This is a genomic window from Afipia sp. GW823-FHT06G09 (assembly GCF_058794875.1).
Window position 1 is genome coordinate 18,827 of sequence record NZ_JBXAHF010000004.1, and the last position, 19,581, is coordinate 38,407.

General features: G+C 61.7%; 16 protein-coding genes. 13 read left to right on the top strand and 3 right to left on the bottom strand.

Going from position 1 to position 19,581, the window contains the following annotated elements:
- Positions 1-9: 9 nt before the first annotated feature.
- From AC1Q67_RS16970 to AC1Q67_RS17025, 12 genes are all read left to right on the top strand, one after another.
- Positions 10-1,155 carry an ABC transporter substrate-binding protein gene (locus AC1Q67_RS16970; RefSeq protein WP_024573881.1) on the top strand — a complete coding sequence of 382 codons (1,146 nt, stop codon included), beginning with the start codon at positions 10-12 and terminating at the stop codon, positions 1,153-1,155.
- A gap of 163 nt (positions 1,156-1,318) precedes the next feature.
- Positions 1,319-2,194: a branched-chain amino acid ABC transporter permease gene (locus AC1Q67_RS16975; protein ID WP_024573882.1), complete on the top strand. Its 876-nt coding sequence runs from the start codon at positions 1,319-1,321 to the stop codon at positions 2,192-2,194.
- Positions 2,191-3,969, top strand: a complete 1,779-nt coding sequence (locus AC1Q67_RS16980; RefSeq protein WP_492237130.1) for a branched-chain amino acid ABC transporter ATP-binding protein/permease — start codon at positions 2,191-2,193, stop codon at positions 3,967-3,969. The genes AC1Q67_RS16975 and AC1Q67_RS16980 overlap by 4 nt, the downstream gene beginning before the upstream one ends.
- 3 nt (positions 3,970-3,972) lie before the next feature.
- Entirely contained in the window at positions 3,973-4,701 is a 729-nt protein-coding gene (locus AC1Q67_RS16985; protein WP_024573883.1) for an ABC transporter ATP-binding protein, read from the top strand.
- A 2-nt stretch (positions 4,702-4,703) separates the two neighbouring features.
- Positions 4,704-5,789: a malate/lactate/ureidoglycolate dehydrogenase gene (locus AC1Q67_RS16990; protein ID WP_024573884.1), complete on the top strand. Its 1,086-nt coding sequence runs from the start codon at positions 4,704-4,706 to the stop codon at positions 5,787-5,789.
- 92 nt (positions 5,790-5,881) lie between these two features.
- The gene (locus AC1Q67_RS16995) at positions 5,882-6,658 is read left to right on the top strand and encodes an HpcH/HpaI aldolase family protein (RefSeq protein WP_024573885.1); all 777 of its coding nucleotides are present in this window, start codon (positions 5,882-5,884) and stop codon (positions 6,656-6,658) included.
- 65 nt (positions 6,659-6,723) lie between these two features.
- A complete protein-coding gene (locus AC1Q67_RS17000; RefSeq protein ID WP_492237129.1) occupies positions 6,724-8,247 on the top strand; it encodes a UxaA family hydrolase in 1,524 nt (507 codons plus the stop codon).
- 40 nt (positions 8,248-8,287) lie between these two features.
- Entirely contained in the window at positions 8,288-9,268 is a 981-nt protein-coding gene (locus AC1Q67_RS17005) for a fatty acid desaturase family protein (protein ID WP_492237128.1), read from the top strand.
- Between the two features lie 118 nt (positions 9,269-9,386).
- Positions 9,387-11,099: an IlvD/Edd family dehydratase gene (locus AC1Q67_RS17010; protein WP_492237127.1), complete on the top strand. Its 1,713-nt coding sequence runs from the start codon at positions 9,387-9,389 to the stop codon at positions 11,097-11,099.
- 55 nt (positions 11,100-11,154) lie between these two features.
- Positions 11,155-12,471 carry an MFS family transporter gene (locus tag AC1Q67_RS17015; RefSeq protein WP_492237126.1) on the top strand — a complete coding sequence of 439 codons (1,317 nt, stop codon included), beginning with the start codon at positions 11,155-11,157 and terminating at the stop codon, positions 12,469-12,471.
- Positions 12,472-12,655: 184 nt separating this feature from the next.
- Positions 12,656-14,176 (top strand): SUMF1/EgtB/PvdO family nonheme iron enzyme, encoded by a 1,521-nt coding sequence (locus tag AC1Q67_RS17020; protein WP_492237125.1) that lies wholly within the window; start codon positions 12,656-12,658, stop codon positions 14,174-14,176.
- Between the two features lie 8 nt (positions 14,177-14,184).
- Positions 14,185-14,610, top strand: a complete 426-nt coding sequence (locus tag AC1Q67_RS17025) for a DUF4399 domain-containing protein (protein ID WP_492237124.1) — start codon at positions 14,185-14,187, stop codon at positions 14,608-14,610.
- Between the two features lie 16 nt (positions 14,611-14,626).
- On the opposite strand, the gene AC1Q67_RS17030 is transcribed toward AC1Q67_RS17025, so the two are convergent.
- From AC1Q67_RS17030 to AC1Q67_RS17040, 3 genes are all read right to left on the bottom strand, one after another.
- Positions 14,627-15,373 (bottom strand): SDR family NAD(P)-dependent oxidoreductase, encoded by a 747-nt coding sequence (locus AC1Q67_RS17030; RefSeq protein ID WP_492237123.1) that lies wholly within the window; start codon positions 15,371-15,373, stop codon positions 14,627-14,629.
- 193 nt (positions 15,374-15,566) lie between these two features.
- Complete coding sequence (locus AC1Q67_RS17035; RefSeq protein ID WP_492237122.1) at positions 15,567-16,301, bottom strand: SDR family oxidoreductase; 735 nt, start codon at positions 16,299-16,301, stop codon at positions 15,567-15,569.
- Positions 16,302-16,424: 123 nt separating this feature from the next.
- Entirely contained in the window at positions 16,425-18,248 is a 1,824-nt protein-coding gene (locus AC1Q67_RS17040) for an IlvD/Edd family dehydratase (protein ID WP_492237121.1), read from the bottom strand.
- Positions 18,249-18,507: 259 nt separating this feature from the next.
- Here AC1Q67_RS17040 and AC1Q67_RS17045 point away from each other — a divergent pair, with 259 nt between their 5' ends.
- Complete coding sequence (locus AC1Q67_RS17045; protein ID WP_024573895.1) at positions 18,508-19,575, top strand: ABC transporter ATP-binding protein; 1,068 nt, start codon at positions 18,508-18,510, stop codon at positions 19,573-19,575.
- The last annotated feature ends 6 nt before the right edge of the window (positions 19,576-19,581 follow it).

Here is a 19,581-nt window from a genome sequence, read left to right on the forward strand (position 1 = left end):
AGGACGACGATGAAATTGACGAGACGTGAGTTTTCCGTTGGCGTTGGTGCGGTCCTTGCAGCGCCTTCGTTGATAAGAAGTGCCGGGGCTCAGGGCGCGACCATCAAGATCGGTATGGTCCTTCCAGTCACCGGCTCCGCCGCCGAGCAGGGAAAGTTCGCCTTGAACGGCGCAAAGCTGGCGCTGGAGGCCGTCAACAAGGCAGGCGGCGTTCTCGGCAAGCAGGTTGAACTCATCACCGAAGACGACCAGACCACCAATCCCGGTGTCGTGCTCGCATTCTCCAAGCTCGCCGCGCAGCAGGATATCGTTGCGTTCCTCGGCTCGATCCGCTCGACGCAGGTGCATGCCATGGCGCCGGATGTCCTGAAGCTCGGCAAGCCGATGGCGATCGGTGGAACCGATCCGAACCTGACCCATATGGGCAACAAATGGCTGTTCCGCTTCCGCCCGAACGACAGCTATTCCGGCAGCGTGATCGCCGACTACGGTAGCAACACGCTCGGCAAGAAGAAGTGGGCGGTGCTGCATTCCACCGACGCGTTCGGCACGGCGGGCGGCAAGGCGCTGACCGAGGGACTGAGCAAGCTCGGCATCACGCCGGTGCTCGATCAGGGTTATGCCAACCAGAGTCAGGACTTCACCCCGGTGGTGCTGGCGATCAAGCAGTCCGGTGCGGACGTTCTCGGTTCTTACTTCACGTTCGAGAACGATCTCGGCATCTTCGCGCGCCAGTTGCGCCAGCTCGGCGTCAACATTCCCTGGGTCGGCTCGCCGTCCATCGTCGGCGTATCCTCGACCCGCCTTGCGGGTGCGTCGCTCTACGGAACCTACGGTGTCGCCGATTATGCGGAAGAGTCCAGTCCGACGGCCAAGGCCTACGGCAAGGCGTATCGCGATGCCTACAAGCTTGCGCCGGATAATCAGAGCGCATGGACCTATGACGCCGTCACCGTGCTCGCCAAGGCGATGAACACCGCAAAGTCCACCGAGCCGGAAAAGGTCCGTTCTGCGATCCTCGCGATCAAGGGATTCGAAGGCGCGGAAGGCCAGTACAACTTCGATGAAAACGGCGACGGCCTTCACGGCTACAACATCGTGAAGAACGACAAGGGCAACATCGTCTTCGAGAAGCATATCGAAGCGAAGCGATAGACACTATGTCGGCGGCGTTTCGCCAGTTGTGCACGAGCCCGCCGCCGTCATTGCGAGCGAAGCGAAGCAATCCAAAGCAAAAGAAGGATGGATTGCTTCGTCGCTTCGCTCCTCGCAATGACGCCGCCAGCAACGTGCCCCGTCTCTCTTGAGCGAGCCTCATATGGATCAGATTCTTCAATTGCTCTTCACGGGCATCGGCATCGGCTCCGTGTATGCGCTGGTGGCGCTCGGCTTCGTGCTGATTTTCCGCGCGACCAACGTCGTGAATTTCGCGCAGGGCGAGTTCTCGATGGTGGCGGCATTCCTGATGGTGGTGTTCGCGGTCGATCTGCAATGGCCGTACTGGCTGTCATTTCTGATAGCGCTGGGCGGCATGGCGCTGTTCGGCGTGATCTTCAATCTCGGCGTGTACTATCCGCTGCGTCACCGCACCTTTCTGCCGGTCATCATCGCCACCATCGGCGCATCGATCTTTCTGGCGAATTCGGTACTGGCGATCTACGGACCGGCGCCGCAGGTGCTGGAGGGGTGGTTTGAGACACCGGGCATTCAACTCGGGCCGGTCTATCTCGACAGCCAGTATCTGCTGATCATCGCCGTGACCATTGCGCTGGTGATCCTGAACTACTGGTTCTTCGAGCACACGATGCTCGGCAAGAAGCTTCAGGCGACGTCGCAGGACAAGGAAATGGCGTCGCTTCTCGGCATCTCGGTGTCGAGCATGATCATGATCACCTTCATCTATTCCGCGGTGCTTGGCGGGCTGGCCGGCATCCTGGTCGCGCCGATCCTGTTCGTCTCGATCCAGATGGGCGCGACGATTGCGCTGAAGGCATTCGCGGCCACGATCATCGGCGGCTTCGGCGATGTGACCGGCGCAATCATCGGCGGGATCGCGCTCGGCATCATCGAGACCTTCGGCGCGGCTTATGTGTCGGTTCCGTACAAGGATGCATTCGCGTTCCTTGTGCTGATCCTGTTCCTGGTCTTCCGTCCGCAAGGCATCTTCGGCGAACGCGTGGCGGAAAAAGCATGAGCATGCCGAGCCAGAACATGCCGGTCACCGCCACCCTGCGCTCGACGCCGCTGGTGCTGCGGCATCTGCCATATTTTATCGTCGCCGCGATCGCCGTGTTTGTCGCGGCGACGATGAACTTCGATGGTTACGTTCTCAACATCCTGATGCAGGCGGCCACGTTTGCCATCGCCGTGTTCGGTCTGACGGTCGTGCTCGGGCTGTGCGGACAGATCAATCTGGCGCAGGCGGCATTTTTCGGACTGGGCGCCTATGCGGTCGGTCTCGGAACTGCCGACTACCAGATCAACTTCTGGATATGTCTTGTGGCAGGTTCTCTGCTGGCGCTGGCCGCCGGAGCGCTGCTGGGCATGAGCACGCTCAAGCTTGGCGGCCATTACCTCGCCATGGTCACGATCTCGTTCCAGCAGATTGTCACGCTGGTCATGATTAATGCGATCTGGCTGACGCGCGGCCCCGACGGCATCTCGAAAATCGGACGGCCGGCGCTGTTCCAGTCGCAGCAGTCGTTTCTCGCGTTCTGCGTCGCGGCGCTCGCGGTGATCGGCTATCTCGTCTGGCATCTGCCGGATACGCGGATCGGCCGCGCCATGCGCGCGGTTCGGGACAACGAACTCGCTGCGGGCGTCGCGGGCATCGATATCTTCCGCACCAAGGTCGCGGCCTTTGCGTTGTCTGCGCTGCTTGGCGGAATCGGCGGCGGATTGTTCGCCGGTGGCTTCTCCTATGTCAGCCCGGATCAGTTCTCCTTCGCGGAATCGATCGTCTTCCTCACCATGGCGCTGCTGGGCGGCGTCGGATCGCCAATCGGCGCCGTGATCGGCACCGGGTTGCTGATCCTGATTCCGGAATGGCTACGCTTCCTGAAGAACATTCCGGGACTGTATCTGGCGATCTACGGACTGTTCGTGATCCTGATTGTGCGCTTCATGCCGGACGGCATCTGGGGTTTCGTTCAGGAGATCATCACCAGATGGCGGGCGAGGACGCCGCCGCAGATTGCTAGCCCCGCGCTGCAACTTGCACCGGCCAGGATCGGTGGCGACATGGTGCTTGAAGTCACCGGCCTGTCGAAGCACTTCGGCGGTCTGAAGGCCGTCGACAAGGTCGATCTCTCCGTGCGCCGGGGCAGCGTCCACGCGCTGATCGGACCGAATGGTTCGGGCAAGACCACCACACTCAATATGCTGTCCGGCCTCTACAAGACGACCGCCGGCAGGATCGTCCTCGATGGCACCGACGTGACCGACATGCCCGCGCACCAGCGCACGGCGGCGGGCCTTGGCCGTACCTTTCAGAATATCCGGCTGTTCCGCTCGATGAGTGCGCTGGAAAACGTGGTGATCGGCGCGGAGCGTCCGGGCAATACGCTGATCGGCGAGGGCGGTCAGGACGCGCTGACGCAGCGGGCGATGTCGGCGCTGACGTTCGTCGGCCTCGGCGGGCGGGCCAACGAACTGGTATCCAGCTTCTCCTATGGCCACCAGCGCCTGATCGAGATCGCCCGCGCACTGGCGGGAAATCCAACGCTGTTGCTGCTGGACGAACCTGCGGCCGGTCTGAACTCCAGCGAGAAGGTCGAACTGCATGACCTGCTCAAGCGCATCGCAGCGCAAGGGCTCACCATTCTCATCATCGATCACGACATGACGCTGGTGCGCGAGGCGGCGCAGCACATCACCGTGCTCAACTTCGGCAAACGCATTGCCGACGGCGAGTCGCTGGCGGTGTTGCAGCATCCCGATGTTATTTCCGCTTATCTCGGGACGGAGTGAGTCATGGCTTTGCTCGAGATCAACGACCTCATTGTGCTCTACGGCGAAATCGAAGCGTTGCGGGGCATTTCACTGAAGGTGGAGCAGGGGCAGGTGGTGACGCTGCTCGGCTCCAACGGGGCGGGCAAGTCCACCACGCTGCGTGCGATATCAGGCCTCGCCAAGCCAGCGGCCGGGGAAATCCTGTTCGACGGCAAGTCGATTGTGGGCCTCGGACCGGAAGCTATCGTGCGTCTCGGTATTTCGCACGTTCCGGAGGGGCGGCGGGTGTTTCCCGGCCTCACCGTGAAAGAAAACATTATGCTCGGCGCGTCGAATCGCCGGGTCGCGAAAGCGCAACTGTCGCGCGAAGCCGATGCGATGTTCGATCTGTTCCCCGATATCCGCGCGTTTTCCGACAAGCTCGGCTGGACACTATCCGGCGGGCAGTTGCAGATGGTGGCGGTGGCGCGCGGGCTGATGGCAAAGCCGCGGCTCTTGTTGCTTGATGAGCCGTCGCTCGGCCTTGCGCCGGTGATCGTGCAGGCCGTGTTTCGCATCATCGCCGAAATCCGCAAGGAAACGACCGTTTTACTTGTCGAGCAAAATGCGCGAATGGGATTGTCCGTCGCCGACTACGGCTACGTGCTGGAAACGGGCCGTCTTGCTCTCGGCGGCAAACCCGACGAACTGTGGAGCAACGAAGCAATCAGAGCCGCTTATCTAGGCGGCCATACCAAGGCAGCTGTTTAACGATGGTAACAATCAACTCCCAGAAGCTGATCGGCTTCGTATCTGACATCTTCTCCCGTGCCGGCTCCTCGAAAGCTGAGGCGGATCGCATCGCTATGTATTTGACGACAGCGAACCTCACCGGCCACGACAGCCACGGCGTCATCCGCGTGCCGCAGTATGTGAAGTGGGTGAAAGAGGGCGCGATCATTCCCGATCAGACCATCAAGCTGGTGGTCGACACGCCGTCGATCGCGGTGGTCGATGGCGGCTTCGGCTATGGGCAAACAGTGACGCCGCAAGCCGTGAGAGTCGGCATCGACAAATGCAAGGCCGTTGGTCTCTCCGCGATGACGCTGAAGAATTCAGGTCACCTCGGGCGTGTCGGCGACTGGGCGGAAATGGCGGCGGCGGAAGGTCTGGTCTCGATCTTCTTCGTCAATGCAGCGGGCTCGGTGCTGGTCGCGCCTTATGGCGGCGTCGCGCGCAAGCTCTCCACTGCGCCTTATTGCGTCGGCATTCCGCGCCCCGGACAAGGGCCGGTGGTGCTGGATTTTGCAACCTCCATCGTTGCCGAAGGCAAGGTGATGGTGGCGAGCCGCGGCGGCAAGAAGCTGCCGAAGGGCGCGCTGGTCGATCAGGATGGCACGCTCAGCGAAGACCCGCATGTGCTTTACGGGCCTTATGAAGCCGATGGCCCGCGTGTCCATGCACAGGGCAAGGGCGCTATCCGCGCATTCGGCGAGCACAAGGGCTCGGGCCTCGCGCTGATGTGCGAACTGCTCGGCGGCGCGCTGACCGGCAACGGTGCGACCAAGACCGACCGGCGTTTCTCCAACGGCATGCTGGCGATCTTCATCGATCCGAAGGTGGTCGACCCCGCGCATTTCTTCGATGGGGAAGTCGCCCGGTACATCGCCTATTTCAAGGACAGCAAGCTGGCGCAGGGGCACGATGCGGTGCTGATTCCGGGCGAGCCGGAAGCGGCCACGCGCGCGGAGCGCACCAAAAACGGGGTGCCCCTGACCGACGAGACATGGAATTCCATCACGGCAACGGCGCGGTCGGTCGGTATCGATGATGCCGCCGTTGCCAAGGCGACCGGATAGGTCGAGGATCAGGTTTAGCCGGAGGGCATCTCATGCATGACCCGCGTCCAAACCAAGCAACAACAATCAAAACAGAAACGGGAAACGATCGTATGGCAAACAAGGTCATGGAAATCTGGGCTGCGGGCAAGGTGGTGGTCAACGGCTGGCTTGCGATCCCCTCCGGCTTTTCTGCCGAGGTGATGGCGCAGTGCGGTTTCGACAGCGTCACCGTCGATATGCAGCACGGCGTGCAGGATTATCAGTCGATGATCCAGTGCTTCCAGGCGATGCAGGCGCATCCGGTGACACCGATGGTGCGCGTGCCATGGAATGAGCCCGGCATCATCGGCAAGGTGCTCGACGGCGGCGCATACGGCGTCATCTGCCCGATGATCAACACGAAAGAGGAAGCCGAGCGCTTCGTGCAGTATGCGAAGTATCCGCCGCGCGGCACCCGCAGCAACGGTCCGATTCGCGCCATGATGTACGGTTCAGCGGGTACCTATCAGCAGACGGCCAATGAAGAGACGCTCTGCATTCCGATGATCGAGACCAAGACCGCGGTCGAAAATCTCGAAGCGATCCTCGACGTGAAGGGCATTGCCGGCGTCTATATCGGCCCGTCCGATCTCGGCTTTTCCTATGGCCTGCATCCGACGCTCGACCGGACCGAACCGGAAATCATCAAGATCTATGAGCGGATCGTGAAGGAATGCGACAAGCGCGGCATTTTCCCCGGCATTCATTGCAGCGGCGCGCCGGGCGCCGCACTCGCCATCGAGCGCGGGTTCAAGCTGGTGACGATCATGAATGACAGCGGATTGCTCGCGATGTCCGCCAAGAGCCATATCGCCGAGACGCGGAAGAACTCCGGCGGCAAGGCATAGCATCTTCACCTCTCCCCGCCTGCGGGGAGAGGTGAAAGACGCCAGAGCCAACAAGGACAATAGCCATGGCCGCGACACCCGTAATCCGTCTTCACTCCGATGACAGCGTGGTGATTGCGCGAACCGCACTGCTGCCTGGCGCCGAAGTGGCGCAGGGTGTCGCCGCGACCGAACGCATTCCCGCGGGCCACAAGGTGGCGGTGAAGCCGATCGCCGTCGGCGAGCCGGTGATGCGCTACGGTCAGATCATCGGTTTTGCCACCGTTCCGATCGCGCCGGGCCAGCATGTCCATGTGCAGAACATCGGGATGGGTGAGTTCTCCAAGGACTATGCCTATGGCGTGGACGTCAAGCCGACGCCGAACTTCGATCTACCGGCGACGTTTCAGGGCATCCGCCGCCCCGATGGACGCGTGGCGACACGCAATTACATTGGCATTCTGACTTCGGTGAATTGCAGCGCGCATGTCGCGGGGCTCGTCGCCGATGTGTTCAAGCGCAATCCCTTCACCGGCCACGACCCGCTGGCGGCGTTCCCGAACGTCGACGGCGTTGTCGCGCTGACCCACAAGACCGGTTGCGGCATGACCCAGCTTGAGCCGCTGACGGTGCTTCGCCGCACGCTCGGCGGCTACGCGCGCCATGTGAATTTTTCGCATGTGATCATTCTCGGCCTTGGCTGCGAGATGAACCAGATCGGCGGATTTCTGGAAGAACAGAGGCTGGCGGGACGCCTGCGATCGCTGGACATTCAGGATGTCGGCGGTTCGCGCAAGACGGTGGAGAAGGCGGTCGCGTTCGTGCGCGAAGTGCTGGCGGAATCGAACAACATCAAGCGGGAGCCATGTCCGGCGAGTGAACTGACAGTCGCGCTTCAATGCGGTGGCTCGGACGGTTACTCCGGTGTGTCGGCCAACCCGGCGCTGGGCGCGGCGAGCGATCTCTTGGTGCGCCATGGCGGCTCGGTGATCCTCTCCGAGACACCCGAGACCTATGGCGCGGAGCACCTTCTCACACGCCGTGCGGTCAGTCCTGAAGTCGGCGAGAAACTCGTCGCCTTGATGCGGTGGTGGGAAGACTACACCGAGCGCAACAGCGCGGAGATGGATTCCAACCCCAGCCCTGGCAACAAGGCCGGTGGTCTCACCACCATTCTTGAAAAGTCCCTCGGCGCGATGGCCAAAGCCGGCAGCACCAACCTCGTCGATGTGGTCGGCTATGCCGAGCCGGTCACCAAAAAAGGCTTCACCTTCATGGATACGCCGGGCTTCGATCCGGTGGCCGCCACGGGGCAGGTGGCGGGGGGTGCGAACCTCGTCTGTTTCACCACAGGGCGCGGCAGCGTGTTCGGCTGCAAGCCGTCACCTTCGATCAAGCTCGCGACCAACACGCCGATGTTCCGCCGCATGGAAGACGACATGGACGTCAACTGCGGAACCATCCTGGACGGTGACGAAACCGTGCAGCAATGCGGCCAGCGTATTTTCGACCTGATTCTGCGGGTCGCCTCCGGACAACAGACCAAGAGCGAGGCGTTCGATTTCGGCGCTGCGGAATTTGCGCCTTGGGTATTAGGCGCTACGATGTAGCCTGAAGAGTCGAGGCAAAATCGACCGCAGGGAGAACGCCATGCCGGCCGTTGAACGTGTCGACCCGAAGACGATCTTTTCTGCCGAGGAATGGGCGCGGCTGACCGCGCGTGACTCCTGGCGTGGCATGTGGCTGGTCGTGCATTGCTGGGGGACCATCGCCGCCGCCGTTGCCCTTGTGACGATCTGGCCGAACCCGTTCATCTGGCTGGCCGCCGTGATGATTGTCGGCACGCGGCAACTTGGGCTGGCGATCCTGATGCACGAGGCGGCTCACGGCGGACTGCACACCAACCAGAAGATCAACGAGTTCGTCGGCAACTGGATCTGCGCCGTGCCGGTGGGCGCGACGCTGGGGGGCTATCGCGCCTACCATCTCAAGCATCACCGGTTCACGCAGCAGCCGGAAGATCCCGATCTTGGGCTATCGGCGCCGTTTCCGATTTCAAAGGACAGCTTCTACCGCAAGGCTTTCCGCGACCTCACCGGGCAAACCTTCATCAAGCAGCGTTCGCCGTCATTCAAGGCGCTGTTCGCCCGGCGCGAACCTGTGCTGACGGACGCGATGCGCGATGAGGAGACCGAGAACTTCCTGACCAGCGGCCGGATCGCCATGCAGCGGTTTCTCGGCGTCAACGCGATTTTGTTCGGCCTGTTCTGGCTGGCCGGTGCGGGCATCTGGTTCTTCGGCGTCTGGGTCGTCGCGATGGCGACATGGTTTCCGCTGGTGACCCGCGTGCGCAACATTGCCGAGCATGCCTGCACCTCGACCGGTCCAGATCCGTTCAGCCATGCGCGCACAACCCATGCGAACATCGTCGAGCGCGCGTTGATCGCGCCGTACTGGGTGAACTATCACGCCGAGCATCACCTGTTCATGTATCTGCCGTGCTACCGGCTCGAGGAGGCACACCGCCTGCTCACCGAGAAGGGCCTCATCCAGCGGGTTGACGTCGCTCCTAGCTATCTCGACGTGCTGCGCCTCGCCACGTCGCGCGCGCGGCCTACCTCCGCCGCATGACCGCCGCAAGGATCGCAATCGCGCTCATGGTATCGCTGTGTGCAGCGACGCTTGCGCATGCGCAGGAATGGCCGACGCGGCCGATCACGCTTTCAGGACACCAGGACGAGAAGACACAATGACAAAGGGTCTCAAGAAAGGGCTGACCAGCTACGGCGATCCCGGATTTTCGCTGTTCCTGCGCAAGGCCTTCATCAAGGCGATGGGCTATTCCGACGACGCGCTGGAGCGCCCGATTGTCGGCATCACCAACACCTACAGCGATTATAATCCCTGCCACGGCAATGTCCCGCAGATCATCGAGGCGGTGAAGCGGGGCGTCATGCTGGCGGGTGCGATGCCGATGGTGTTTCCCACCATTTCGATTGCCGAGAGTTTTTCGTATCCGACCTCGATGTATCTGCGCAACCTGATGGCGATGGATACCGAAGAGATGATCCGCGCTCAGCCGATGGATGCGATCGTCGTGATCGGCGGTTGTGACAAGACCCTGCCGGCGCAGATCATGGCGGCGGTGAGCGCCGATCTGCCGACCGTGGTGATCCCGGTGGGGCCGATGGTGGTCGGGCATCACAAGGGCGAGGTGCTGGGCGCCTGCACCGATTGCCGTCGCATGTGGGGCAAGTTTCGCGCGGGTGAAATCGATCAGGATGAGATCGAGGCTGTCAACGGGCGCCTCGCGCCGTCGGTCGGCACCTGCATGGTGATGGGCACCGCCAGCACCATGGCCTGCGTCACCGAGGCGCTGGGCCTGTCGCTGCCGATGAGCGCGACGATTCCCGCGCCGCATTCCGAGCGAATACGCTCGGCCGAACACAGCGGCAAGCGCGCCGCTGAAATGGCCGTGACCGGAGGCCCGCGTCCCAGCGAACTGCTGACGCCGGCCGCGCTCAGGAATGCGCAGGTGGTGTTGCAGGCCATCGGCGGCTCGACCAACGGGCTGATTCATCTGACGGCGATAGCCAATCGGACGCCGCATCGCATCGACCTCGATGCGTTCGACAAGCTCGGCCGCGAGGTGCCGGTGCTGATCGATCTCAAGCCGTCGGGCGCACATTATATGGAGCACTTCCATCACGCGGGTGGCGTGCCGAAGCTGATGAAGCAGCTCGGCGACCTGATCGATCTCGATGCGAAAACCATCGCGGGTGGAACGCTGCGCGATGTCGTCGCCAATGCGGAGGAAGTTCCGGGGCAGGATGCGATCCGGCCTCGCGACAATCCAATCAACCGCGAAGGCGCGATGGCCGTGCTGCACGGCAATCTGGCGCCGCGAGGTGCTGTCATCAAACAGTCGGCGGCGACGCCGAAGCTGCTTCAGCACACCGGGCGGGCGGTGGTGTTCGAATCGGTTGAGGACATGACGCTCCGTGTCGACGATCCCAATCTCGATGTGAAGGCCGATGATGTGCTGGTCCTGCGCAATGCCGGCCCGAAGGGCGCGCCGGGTATGCCGGAGGCTGGATATCTGCCGATCCCGCAGAAAATCCTGCGCACCGGCGTCAAGGACATGGTGCGAATCTCGGATGCCCGCATGAGCGGCACAGCATTCGGCACCATCGTTCTGCACATCACGCCGGAGTCGGCGGTGGGTGGTCCGCTTGCGCTGGTGCAGACTGGCGACATGATCCGGCTCGATGTTGCGAAACGGCGCATCGATCTTCTGGTCGATGAAGTCGAACTGACGATGCGCCAGAAAGCATTGTCCAAGCCGGTGGCGCCCGACTGGGCCGCGCGCGGCTATGCCCACCTTTTTCATGAAACGATCACGCAGGCCGATGAAGGCTGCGATTTCGATTTCATGCGGCGGGAGGGTCCCGGCAAGGCTTGAGCCACAGGTAAAGTGCACCGTTTCGTTTGAACCATTCACCGAAGGGGAGAAAGCGATGAGCACCATGACACTGACGGCGGAACAGCACGCCGACCGCCGCAGGAGAATCTGGGCCATTGTCGGAAGTTCATCGGGCAATCTCGTCGAATGGTACGATTTCTACGCTTACGCATTCACGGCGCTCTATTTCGCGCACGCGTTCTTTCCCGCCGGCAACCAGACCACGCAACTGCTGCAAACCGCTGCGGTGTTCGCCATCGGCTTTCTGATGCGGCCGATCGGCGGATATATTTTCGGCACCATCGCCGACAGATACGGCCGCAAGACCTCGATGGTCACATCCATCTTGATGATGTGCGGAGGCTCGCTCGCCATCGGCCTGCTGCCGACCCATGACACTATTGGCGTCGCGGCGCCGATCCTGCTGTTGCTGGCCCGCATGGTGCAGGGACTTTCGGTCGGCGGCGAATATGGCACCACCGCGACCTACATGAGCGAGGTCTCGCTTCCGGGCAAACGCGGTTTCTACGCATCGTTCCAATATGTCACTCTGATCGGCGGGCAGCTTCTGGCATCGCTCGTCGTGCTCGTCGTTCAGCTTTCGATGACGGATGCGGAATTGCGCGCGTGGGGCTGGCGTATTCCGTTCCTGATCGGCGCGCTCTGTGCCATCGTCGCACTTTATTTGCGGATGTCACTGCACGAGACGTCGTCCGAAAAGAGCCGCTCGCAGGAGGGCGCGGGCACCCTGCGCAACATATTCACCCATCACCTGAAGCCGTTCCTGCTGGTGCTCGGCTATACGGCGGGCGGATCGCTGATCTTCTATACGTTCACCACTTATATGCAGAAGTATCTGGTGAACTCGGCGCATATGGATCACCGTACGGTGAACATCGTCATGAGCGCGGTTCTTTTCACCTACATGATCATGCAGCCGCCGTTCGGTGCGTTGTCGGACAGGATCGGTCGCCGTACGCAGATGCGGATATTCGGATTGCTGGCGACGCTGTGTGTTGTGCCGCTGATGTACGCGATCGGCGGCGTCACCAGTCCGTACATGGCGTATGTCCTGATCGTCCTAGCACTGGCGATCGTGTCGCTTTACACCTCGATCAGCGGCGTCGTGAAAGCGGAGATGTTTCCACCGGAGGTGAGGGCGCTCAGCGTCGGCTTCGCCTATGCCATCGCGAATGCGCTGTTCGGCGGCTCTGCGGAGTACGTCGCGTTGTGGTTCAAGGATCACGGCATCGAGTCGAGCTTCTTCTGGTACGTGACCATTCTGTGCGGCATCGCGTTCTTCGCTGCGATCCTGATGCCGGACCCCAAGGTCAAGGGCTATCTGCACGGTCACGAATCGGATCCGGACTAGAGCAGTTCGCGAACCTCGGCCTTATCCGGCAGTCAGTCTGACCTATCGGGAACCGAGCCGAATATCTTTCAGGTGATTGTCGGAACAAGCTGTCCGGCGTAGCTTTCGCGCCTGCTTGATGCCAAGCGGCGAAACATCATTCGCCGCCGTGAAAGTTGCGTGTTCCGATGGCGAGGCGCTGATCATGCGCGGCGAAATCCATCATATCCATTCGAGCAACGACGGAGGGTCTTCGCACGATGCGTCGTCGCGCCGTCTCGCGGCCATCATCGCAGGCGATATCTCGGGTTACAGCCGCCTGATGCAGATGGATGAAGACGGGACTTATGCGCGCGTCAAGCGGATTGAACGCGATCTGATCGAGCCGACCATCGCGGAACATCATGGCAGGCTGGTCAAGACAACGGGCGATGGATTTCTCGCAATCTTCGACAGCCCGGTGGAAGCCGTCCGGTGCGGCATCGTGATTCAGCAAAGCATGGTCGGCCGCAATGCGTCGCTGCCCCGCGAGCACTGGATCGTTTACCGCATCGGGGTCAACCTTGGCGACGTCATTATCGAGGACGATGATGTTTATGGGGATGGCGTGAACGTGGCCGCACGCCTCGAAGGAATAGCTGCACCGGGACAGATCTATATTTCCGGCGGCATCTACGAACAGATCAAGCACAAGCTCGTTTGCGGCTATCAGTCGCTCGGCGACCGCCAGGTCAAGAACATTACGGACCCGGTGCGGGTGTATCGGGTTCTTCCCGATCCGTCCGCGATATCGACAGGCCGGACCAGATTGGTGATTGCATTGCTTGCTGCCGCCACTTTGCTTCTCCTGGCTGTTGCGGGCGGGGCGCTTTGGTATCTTTTGGTCAGGCCGGAGAGCCAGCTCGCCCGCCCGTCGCCTGCGGCATCTCCATCTCCGGTCGATGTCGCAAAGACGGCGCCGCCGCCGATTGCCCCTCAGGCCGCACCAAAGGCGCCAACCACGGCAGCTGCGCCCGCGACGAAGCAGCAGCCTTCGCTGCAACCGATCAAGGAGCCTGAAATGATTTCGCTTCCCGGAGGCAGTTTCGCCATGGGCAGCAATGACGACATCACCGAAAAGCCGGTTCATCAGGTGGCGATCAAGCCATTCGCGATTGGCAAATATCCCGTGACGGTGAGGGAATGGAACGAATGCACGGCGGCCAAGGCGTGCGGGTTTGTGGCCGTGGACAAGGAAGACGCACCCGTGACGGACGTGAACTGGAACGATGCCAGGCAGTTTGTCGCATGGCTCACGCAAATGACGGGAAAGACCTATCGTCTTCCGAGCGAAGCGGAGTGGGAATATGCCGCGCGCGGCGGCACCCAGACACGATACTGGTGGGGCGATCAGTTCCGGCCCGGTATGGTCAACTGCAAAAACTGCATCGAGGGTGCGGCTGTCGAGCAGCCGATGAAGGTCGGCAGCCTCAAGGCGAATCCGTTTGGACTCCATGATATGGGCGGCGGCGTCGATCAGTGGGTCGAGGACTGCTGGCACAAGAACTATCAGGGTGCGCCGTCCGACGGCTCGGCCTGGGTCAGTGACGGCGATTGTTCCTCGCGCGTGATCCGCTCAGGTTCGTGGCGCAACGATATGCGTTCCGCCCGGCCGGCGAGCCGGGACCGATATGACGTCGGCGTGCGCTATCCCACCCACGGCTTCCGCGTTGCTCTTTCCCGTTAGGAGGCGTTATGGCGATCATCAGGACCATCGCGCTGTCGGCGGCGCTGTCGCTGCTGCCGTTTGCCGTTCACGCCCAGGGAACACCGGCAGGCAAGGATGCGTATCTCTATTTCGTCTGGCCGCAGGATGGTGCGACGATCAAGGGGGCGTTCTGGTGCCGCTTCGGTTTGCGCAACATGGGCGTTACCCACGCCGGCGACAACTTTGCCAACGCCGGGCACCATCATCTGCTGATCGATGTGAACGAACCGCTCGACCCCAAGGAGCCGATCCCGCAGGACAAGTCCCATCTTCATTTCGGCGCGGGACAGACCGAGTCGCGCATCGAATTGCCTCCCGGGAAGCACACGCTTCAACTCGTGCTCGGCGACGCCAAGCACTATCCCTTCGATCCTCCGGTTGTCTCGAAGAAGATCACCGTGACGGTTAAATGATCCGGTTTGGATCGGATCAATACGTCGCGCGGCCGCCGGAAATGTCGAATACCGCGCCGGTTGTGTAGAGGCATTCTTCGGACGCCATCCATGCCACGAGCGAGGCCAGTTCTTCCACCTTCAGGAATCGCCCGCGCGGAATCTTCGACAGCATGAAGTCGATGTGCTGCTGCGTCATCTGGTCGAAGATCGCGGTCTTTGCGGCGGCGGGTGTCACGGCGTTCACGGCGATATCGGTGCCCGCCAGTTCCTTGCCGAGCGATTTGGTCAGCGCGATCACACCGGCCTTCGAGGCCGAGTAGTGCGAGGCGTTGGGGTTGCCTTCCTTGCCTGCGATGGACGCGATGTTCACGATCCGCCCGTAATTGTGTTTCAGCATCACCGGCACGATGGCCTTGCAGCAGAGGAAAGGGCCATCCAGGTTGATCTTCATCACCTGCCGCCATTCGTCATAGGACAGATCGGCAACGGTCTTGTTGACGCCCGCAATGCCTGCGTTGTTCACAAGAATGTCGATACGGCCAAACGCTTTCAGCGTGGCATCCTTCGCCGCTTCGACCGCGGCGGGATCGGTGACATCGACCTTGAGCACGGTCACTGCGGCGCCGATCTCTTTGGCGGTTTTCTCGGCCAAAGCCTGGTCGAAATCCCAGATCGCGACCTTAGCGCCGGAGGCGGCGAAGCGTTCGGTGATGGCGCGGCCAAAGCCCTGCGCGCCGCCGGTGACGACGGCGAACCGTCCGTTGAGGTCGATCTTGTTCACGGTGGCTCTCCCGAGGTTTCTTACGAGGATATTGCTGCGGCAACTGCGGACTGCTCCCTCTCCCTGATGGGGAGAGGGGCACTAAATCTATCGAGAGATTCTACGCCCTCACCCGGATTGCTTCGCAATCCGACCTCTCCCCACGGGAGAGGTGAATAACTCACCCTATTCCGCTTTTGGTGGAGCGTCGAAATCACAGCGTCCAGCCGCCGTCGATGATGTGTGCGACGCCCGTCGTGAAGGCGCTTTCGTCGCTGGCGAGATAGACCGCAAGTGATGCGATTTCGTCGGCCGTGCCGAGGCGGCCCATCGGCTGGCGGCTGACGAACATGTCACGCCCGCCGGCTCCCAGCGCAGCGGCCCGGCCCAGCATCGATGGCGTTTCGATCGTGCCGGGGCAAATGCTGTTGCAGCGGATGCCCTTGGTGATGAAATCGACCGCGACGGCGCGGGTCAGGGCGGCCACGGCGGCCTTGGTGGCGCTGTAGACATAGCGGTTCGGCGCGGCCTTGAACACGCCGGCAGCCGACGCGATGTTCACGATCGAGCCGCCGCCGTTCTCCAGCATCGAGGGCAGGAACGCCTTGATGGTCCGGTGCATCGACTTGACGTTGAGGTCGAACGAGAAGTCCCAGTCGCCATCGGAGCAGTCCAGCACGGTGCCGTTGTGAACGAAGCCCGCCGCGTTGAGCAGGATGTCGACCTTGCCGGCTTTCGATGCCATCGCATTCACAGCCGCGGTGTCGCGGACGTCGAGCTTATGGACCTCGGCGATGCCCTCTTTCTTCAGAGAAGCGAGACCGGCTTCGTCAACGTCGGTCGCGATCACGGTCGCGCCTTCGCGGGTGAAGGCGAGAGCGCAGGCGCGGCCGATGCCGGCTGCGCCCGCGGTGATGAAGGCACGCTTGCCTTTCAGCCGATCAGACATGTAACGATTCCCTGTCCTGTGACCATCGTTTCAGATTGTCATTGCGAGGAGCAGAGCGACGAAGCAATCCATTTTTTACCTAAGGTGGATTGCTTCGCTTCGCTCGCAATGACATTGCGAGGTTCAATGATTGTCGCGCGCGACGCCGATGGTGCCGGCGATGTTGCGATAGCGGGTTGCGAGTTCGAGGCACGCGCCGGTGGCCTGCTGGCCGACGGTGTCGCGATAAAGCTCCTGCCATGGCGTCTGGTTCTTTGGATACTTGAAACCACCGCTGGCCATCAGGTCGGCGTGACGTTTCTTCACCTCGGCGTCGGAGATCAGGATGTTAGCTTCGCCCTTGTTGAGGTCGATGCGTACCCGGTCGCCGGTTTTGAGGATCGCAAGCCCGCCATTGGCGGCCGCCTCCGGCGAGGCATTGAGGATCGACGGGGAGCCCGATGTGCCCGATTGCCGTCCGTCGCCGATGCAGGGCAGCGACGTGATGCCCTTCTTGATCAGCGCCGCGGGCGGCTGCATGTTCACGACCTCCGCGCCGCCGGGATAGCCGATCGGCCCGACGCCGCGCACGAACAGCATGCAGTGCTCGTCGATGTTGAGCGACGGATCGTCAATCCGGTGGTGATAGTCCTCCGGCCCCTCGAACACGATGGCGCGGCCCTCGAAAGCCTCCGGGTCTTTCGGATTGGACAGATAACGGTCGCGGAATTCCTTCGAGATCACGCTGGTCTTCATGATCGCGGAATCGAACAGGTTGCCGCGCAGGACGATAAAGCCGGCGTCCTTCACCAATGGCTTGTCATACGTACGGATCACGTCGCTGTCCGGAGCGGTCGCATCCTTGCAGTTCTCGCCCATGGTCTTGCCGTTGACGGTGAGCGCGTCCTCGTGGATGCGCTTGTGTTTCATCAGTTCGCGCACCACGGAGGGGACGCCGCCGGCGCGGTGATACTCCTCGCCGAGGTAGAAGCCGGCGGGCTGCATATTCACCAGCAGCGGCACATCGTGGCCGATGGTCTGCCAGTCCTCGATCGAGAGATCCACGCCGATGTGACGGGCGAGGGCGTTGATGTGGATCGGAGCATTGGTGGAGCCGCCGATGGCCGAGTTCACCACGATGCAGTTCTCGAATGCCTTCCGGGTCAGGAAGTCGGACGGCTTCAGATCCTCCCACACCATTTCAACGGCGCGCTTGCCGGTCTCATACGCGATCTGGCCACGTTCGCGATAAGGCGCCGGGATGGCTGCGCAGCCGGGGAGCGAAAACCCGAGCGCCTCGGCAAGAGAATTCATGGTTGAGGCGGTGCCCATGGTGTTGCAGTGGCCGACGGAGGGCGCGCTTGAGGCCACGATCTCCATGAACTCGTCATAATCGATCTTGCCGGCGGCCATTTCCTCGCGCGATTTCCAGACTACGGTGCCGGAACCGGTCCGCTCGCCATTGAACCAGCCATTCAGCATCGGCCCGCCCGAAAGGACGATCGCGGGAATGTTCACGGTCGCAGCCGCCATCATGCAGGCAGGCGTGGTCTTGTCGCAGCCCGTGGTCAGCACCACGCCATCCAGCGGATAGCCGAACAGGATTTCGACCAGGCCGAGATAGGCGAGGTTGCGGTCCAGCGCCGCAGTCGGCCGCTTGCCCGTTTCCTGAATGGGGTGGGTCGGAAATTCCATCGCGATGCCGCCGGCCTCGCGGATGCCCTCGCGCACGCGCTGGGCCAACTCGATATGATGGCGGTTGCAGGGCGACAGATCGTTGCCGGTCTGGGCGATGCCGATGATCGGTTTGCCGGATTGCAGTTCGTGCCGTGTCAGCCCGTAATTCAGATACCGCTCGAGATAGAGGGCCGTCATTCCCGGATTATCGGGATTGTCGAACCAGAGCTGGGACCGGAGTTTGCGCGTCCCGCCGTTTTTTGTTGCGGCGTTATCATCATTTTTTTTCACAAGATTTCTCCCGCACTGCACACAACGCGTGTGTCGGCGTCGGTAATGTTTGCATGTCGAAGCGGCATCTGCAACGCTCGCGGCTCAAACATCCGATCTTTGGGACAAAGCCGAAAATCTCTGCTAAGACCTCCGTCTAATAGCAAGAACGGGCAAACCGCAGAGAATACGTTCGGCAACTTCCAAGCATCGAAGTTCAGAAAAACAGAGCAGCGACGGCTTTCGCCGGACGACGCCGGGACGACAGGGAGGAGAGTTTATGGCGTCAGTGCACATTCACGACGTGCGGAAATCGTTTGGCGGATTTGAAGTTCTGCACGGCGTGACGGTTCCGATTGAGGACGGGCAGTTCGTCGTTCTGGTCGGTCCCTCCGGCTGCGGCAAGTCGACCTTGCTGCGAATGCTGGCGGGTCTGGAGAACATCACCTCCGGAACGATCTCGATCGGCGACCGTGTGGTCAACGACGTGCAGCCGAAAGAACGGGACATCGCCATGGTGTTCCAGAACTATGCGCTCTATCCGCATATGACCGTCGCCAAGAACATGGGCTTTTCGCTCAAGCTGCGCGACGCGCCGCAGGACGAGATCGACAAGCTGGTGCGCCGCGCGGCCGATATTCTCGCGCTGACGCCGCTGCTCGACCGCTATCCGAGGCAGTTGTCCGGCGGTCAGCGCCAGCGCGTCGCCATGGGCCGGGCCATTGTGCGCGATCCCCAGGTATTTCTGTTCGACGAGCCGTTGTCCAATCTGGACGCCAAGCTGCGCGTCGCCATGCGCACCGAGATCAAGGAACTGCATCAGCGGCTGAAGACGACGACGGTCTACGTCACCCACGATCAGATCGAAGCCATGACCATGGCCGACAAGATCGTTGTCATGCACGACGGCATTGTCGAGCAGATGGGATCGCCGCTCGAACTCTACGATCATCCGGACAACAAGTTCGTCGCGGGTTTCATCGGCTCGCCCGCGATGAATTTCCTCGACGGCAAGCTGGTCGGCAGCAACACGCCGCATGTCGAGACGGCGAACGGCGCGAAGCTGCCGCTGGCGGCGTCGCGCACCGGTCTCGACGGCAAGCCGGTGACCTACGGCATCCGTCCCGAGCATCTTGAATTCGCGGATGACGGGATCGAGGCCGATGTGATTGTGGTCGAGCCGACCGGGTCGGAAACCCAGATCGTTGCACGCATCGGCCAGCAGGATCTGATCGCCGTCATTCGCGACCGCCGTCCGGTGAAGCCGGGCGACAAGGTCAGACTGCGGCCGAATCCGGCTGCAGCGCATGTCTTCGACAAGGAGACCGGAAAGCGTCTGATCAACTAGCAATCG

Coding starts and splice junctions, on each gene's coding strand:
- AC1Q67_RS16970 (WP_024573881.1), top strand. CDS start 10: ATGAAATTGACGAGACGTGAGTTTTCCGTTGGCGTTGGTGCGGTCCTT.
- AC1Q67_RS16975 (WP_024573882.1), top strand. CDS start 1,319: ATGGATCAGATTCTTCAATTGCTCTTCACGGGCATCGGCATCGGCTCC.
- AC1Q67_RS16980 (WP_492237130.1), top strand. CDS start 2,191: ATGAGCATGCCGAGCCAGAACATGCCGGTCACCGCCACCCTGCGCTCG.
- AC1Q67_RS16985 (WP_024573883.1), top strand. CDS start 3,973: ATGGCTTTGCTCGAGATCAACGACCTCATTGTGCTCTACGGCGAAATC.
- AC1Q67_RS16990 (WP_024573884.1), top strand. CDS start 4,704: ATGGTAACAATCAACTCCCAGAAGCTGATCGGCTTCGTATCTGACATC.
- AC1Q67_RS16995 (WP_024573885.1), top strand. CDS start 5,882: ATGGCAAACAAGGTCATGGAAATCTGGGCTGCGGGCAAGGTGGTGGTC.
- AC1Q67_RS17000 (WP_492237129.1), top strand. CDS start 6,724: ATGGCCGCGACACCCGTAATCCGTCTTCACTCCGATGACAGCGTGGTG.
- AC1Q67_RS17005 (WP_492237128.1), top strand. CDS start 8,288: ATGCCGGCCGTTGAACGTGTCGACCCGAAGACGATCTTTTCTGCCGAG.
- AC1Q67_RS17010 (WP_492237127.1), top strand. CDS start 9,387: ATGACAAAGGGTCTCAAGAAAGGGCTGACCAGCTACGGCGATCCCGGA.
- AC1Q67_RS17015 (WP_492237126.1), top strand. CDS start 11,155: ATGAGCACCATGACACTGACGGCGGAACAGCACGCCGACCGCCGCAGG.
- AC1Q67_RS17020 (WP_492237125.1), top strand. CDS start 12,656: ATGCGCGGCGAAATCCATCATATCCATTCGAGCAACGACGGAGGGTCT.
- AC1Q67_RS17025 (WP_492237124.1), top strand. CDS start 14,185: ATGGCGATCATCAGGACCATCGCGCTGTCGGCGGCGCTGTCGCTGCTG.
- AC1Q67_RS17035 (WP_492237122.1), bottom strand. CDS start 16,301: ATGTCTGATCGGCTGAAAGGCAAGCGTGCCTTCATCACCGCGGGCGCA.
- AC1Q67_RS17045 (WP_024573895.1), top strand. CDS start 18,508: ATGGCGTCAGTGCACATTCACGACGTGCGGAAATCGTTTGGCGGATTT.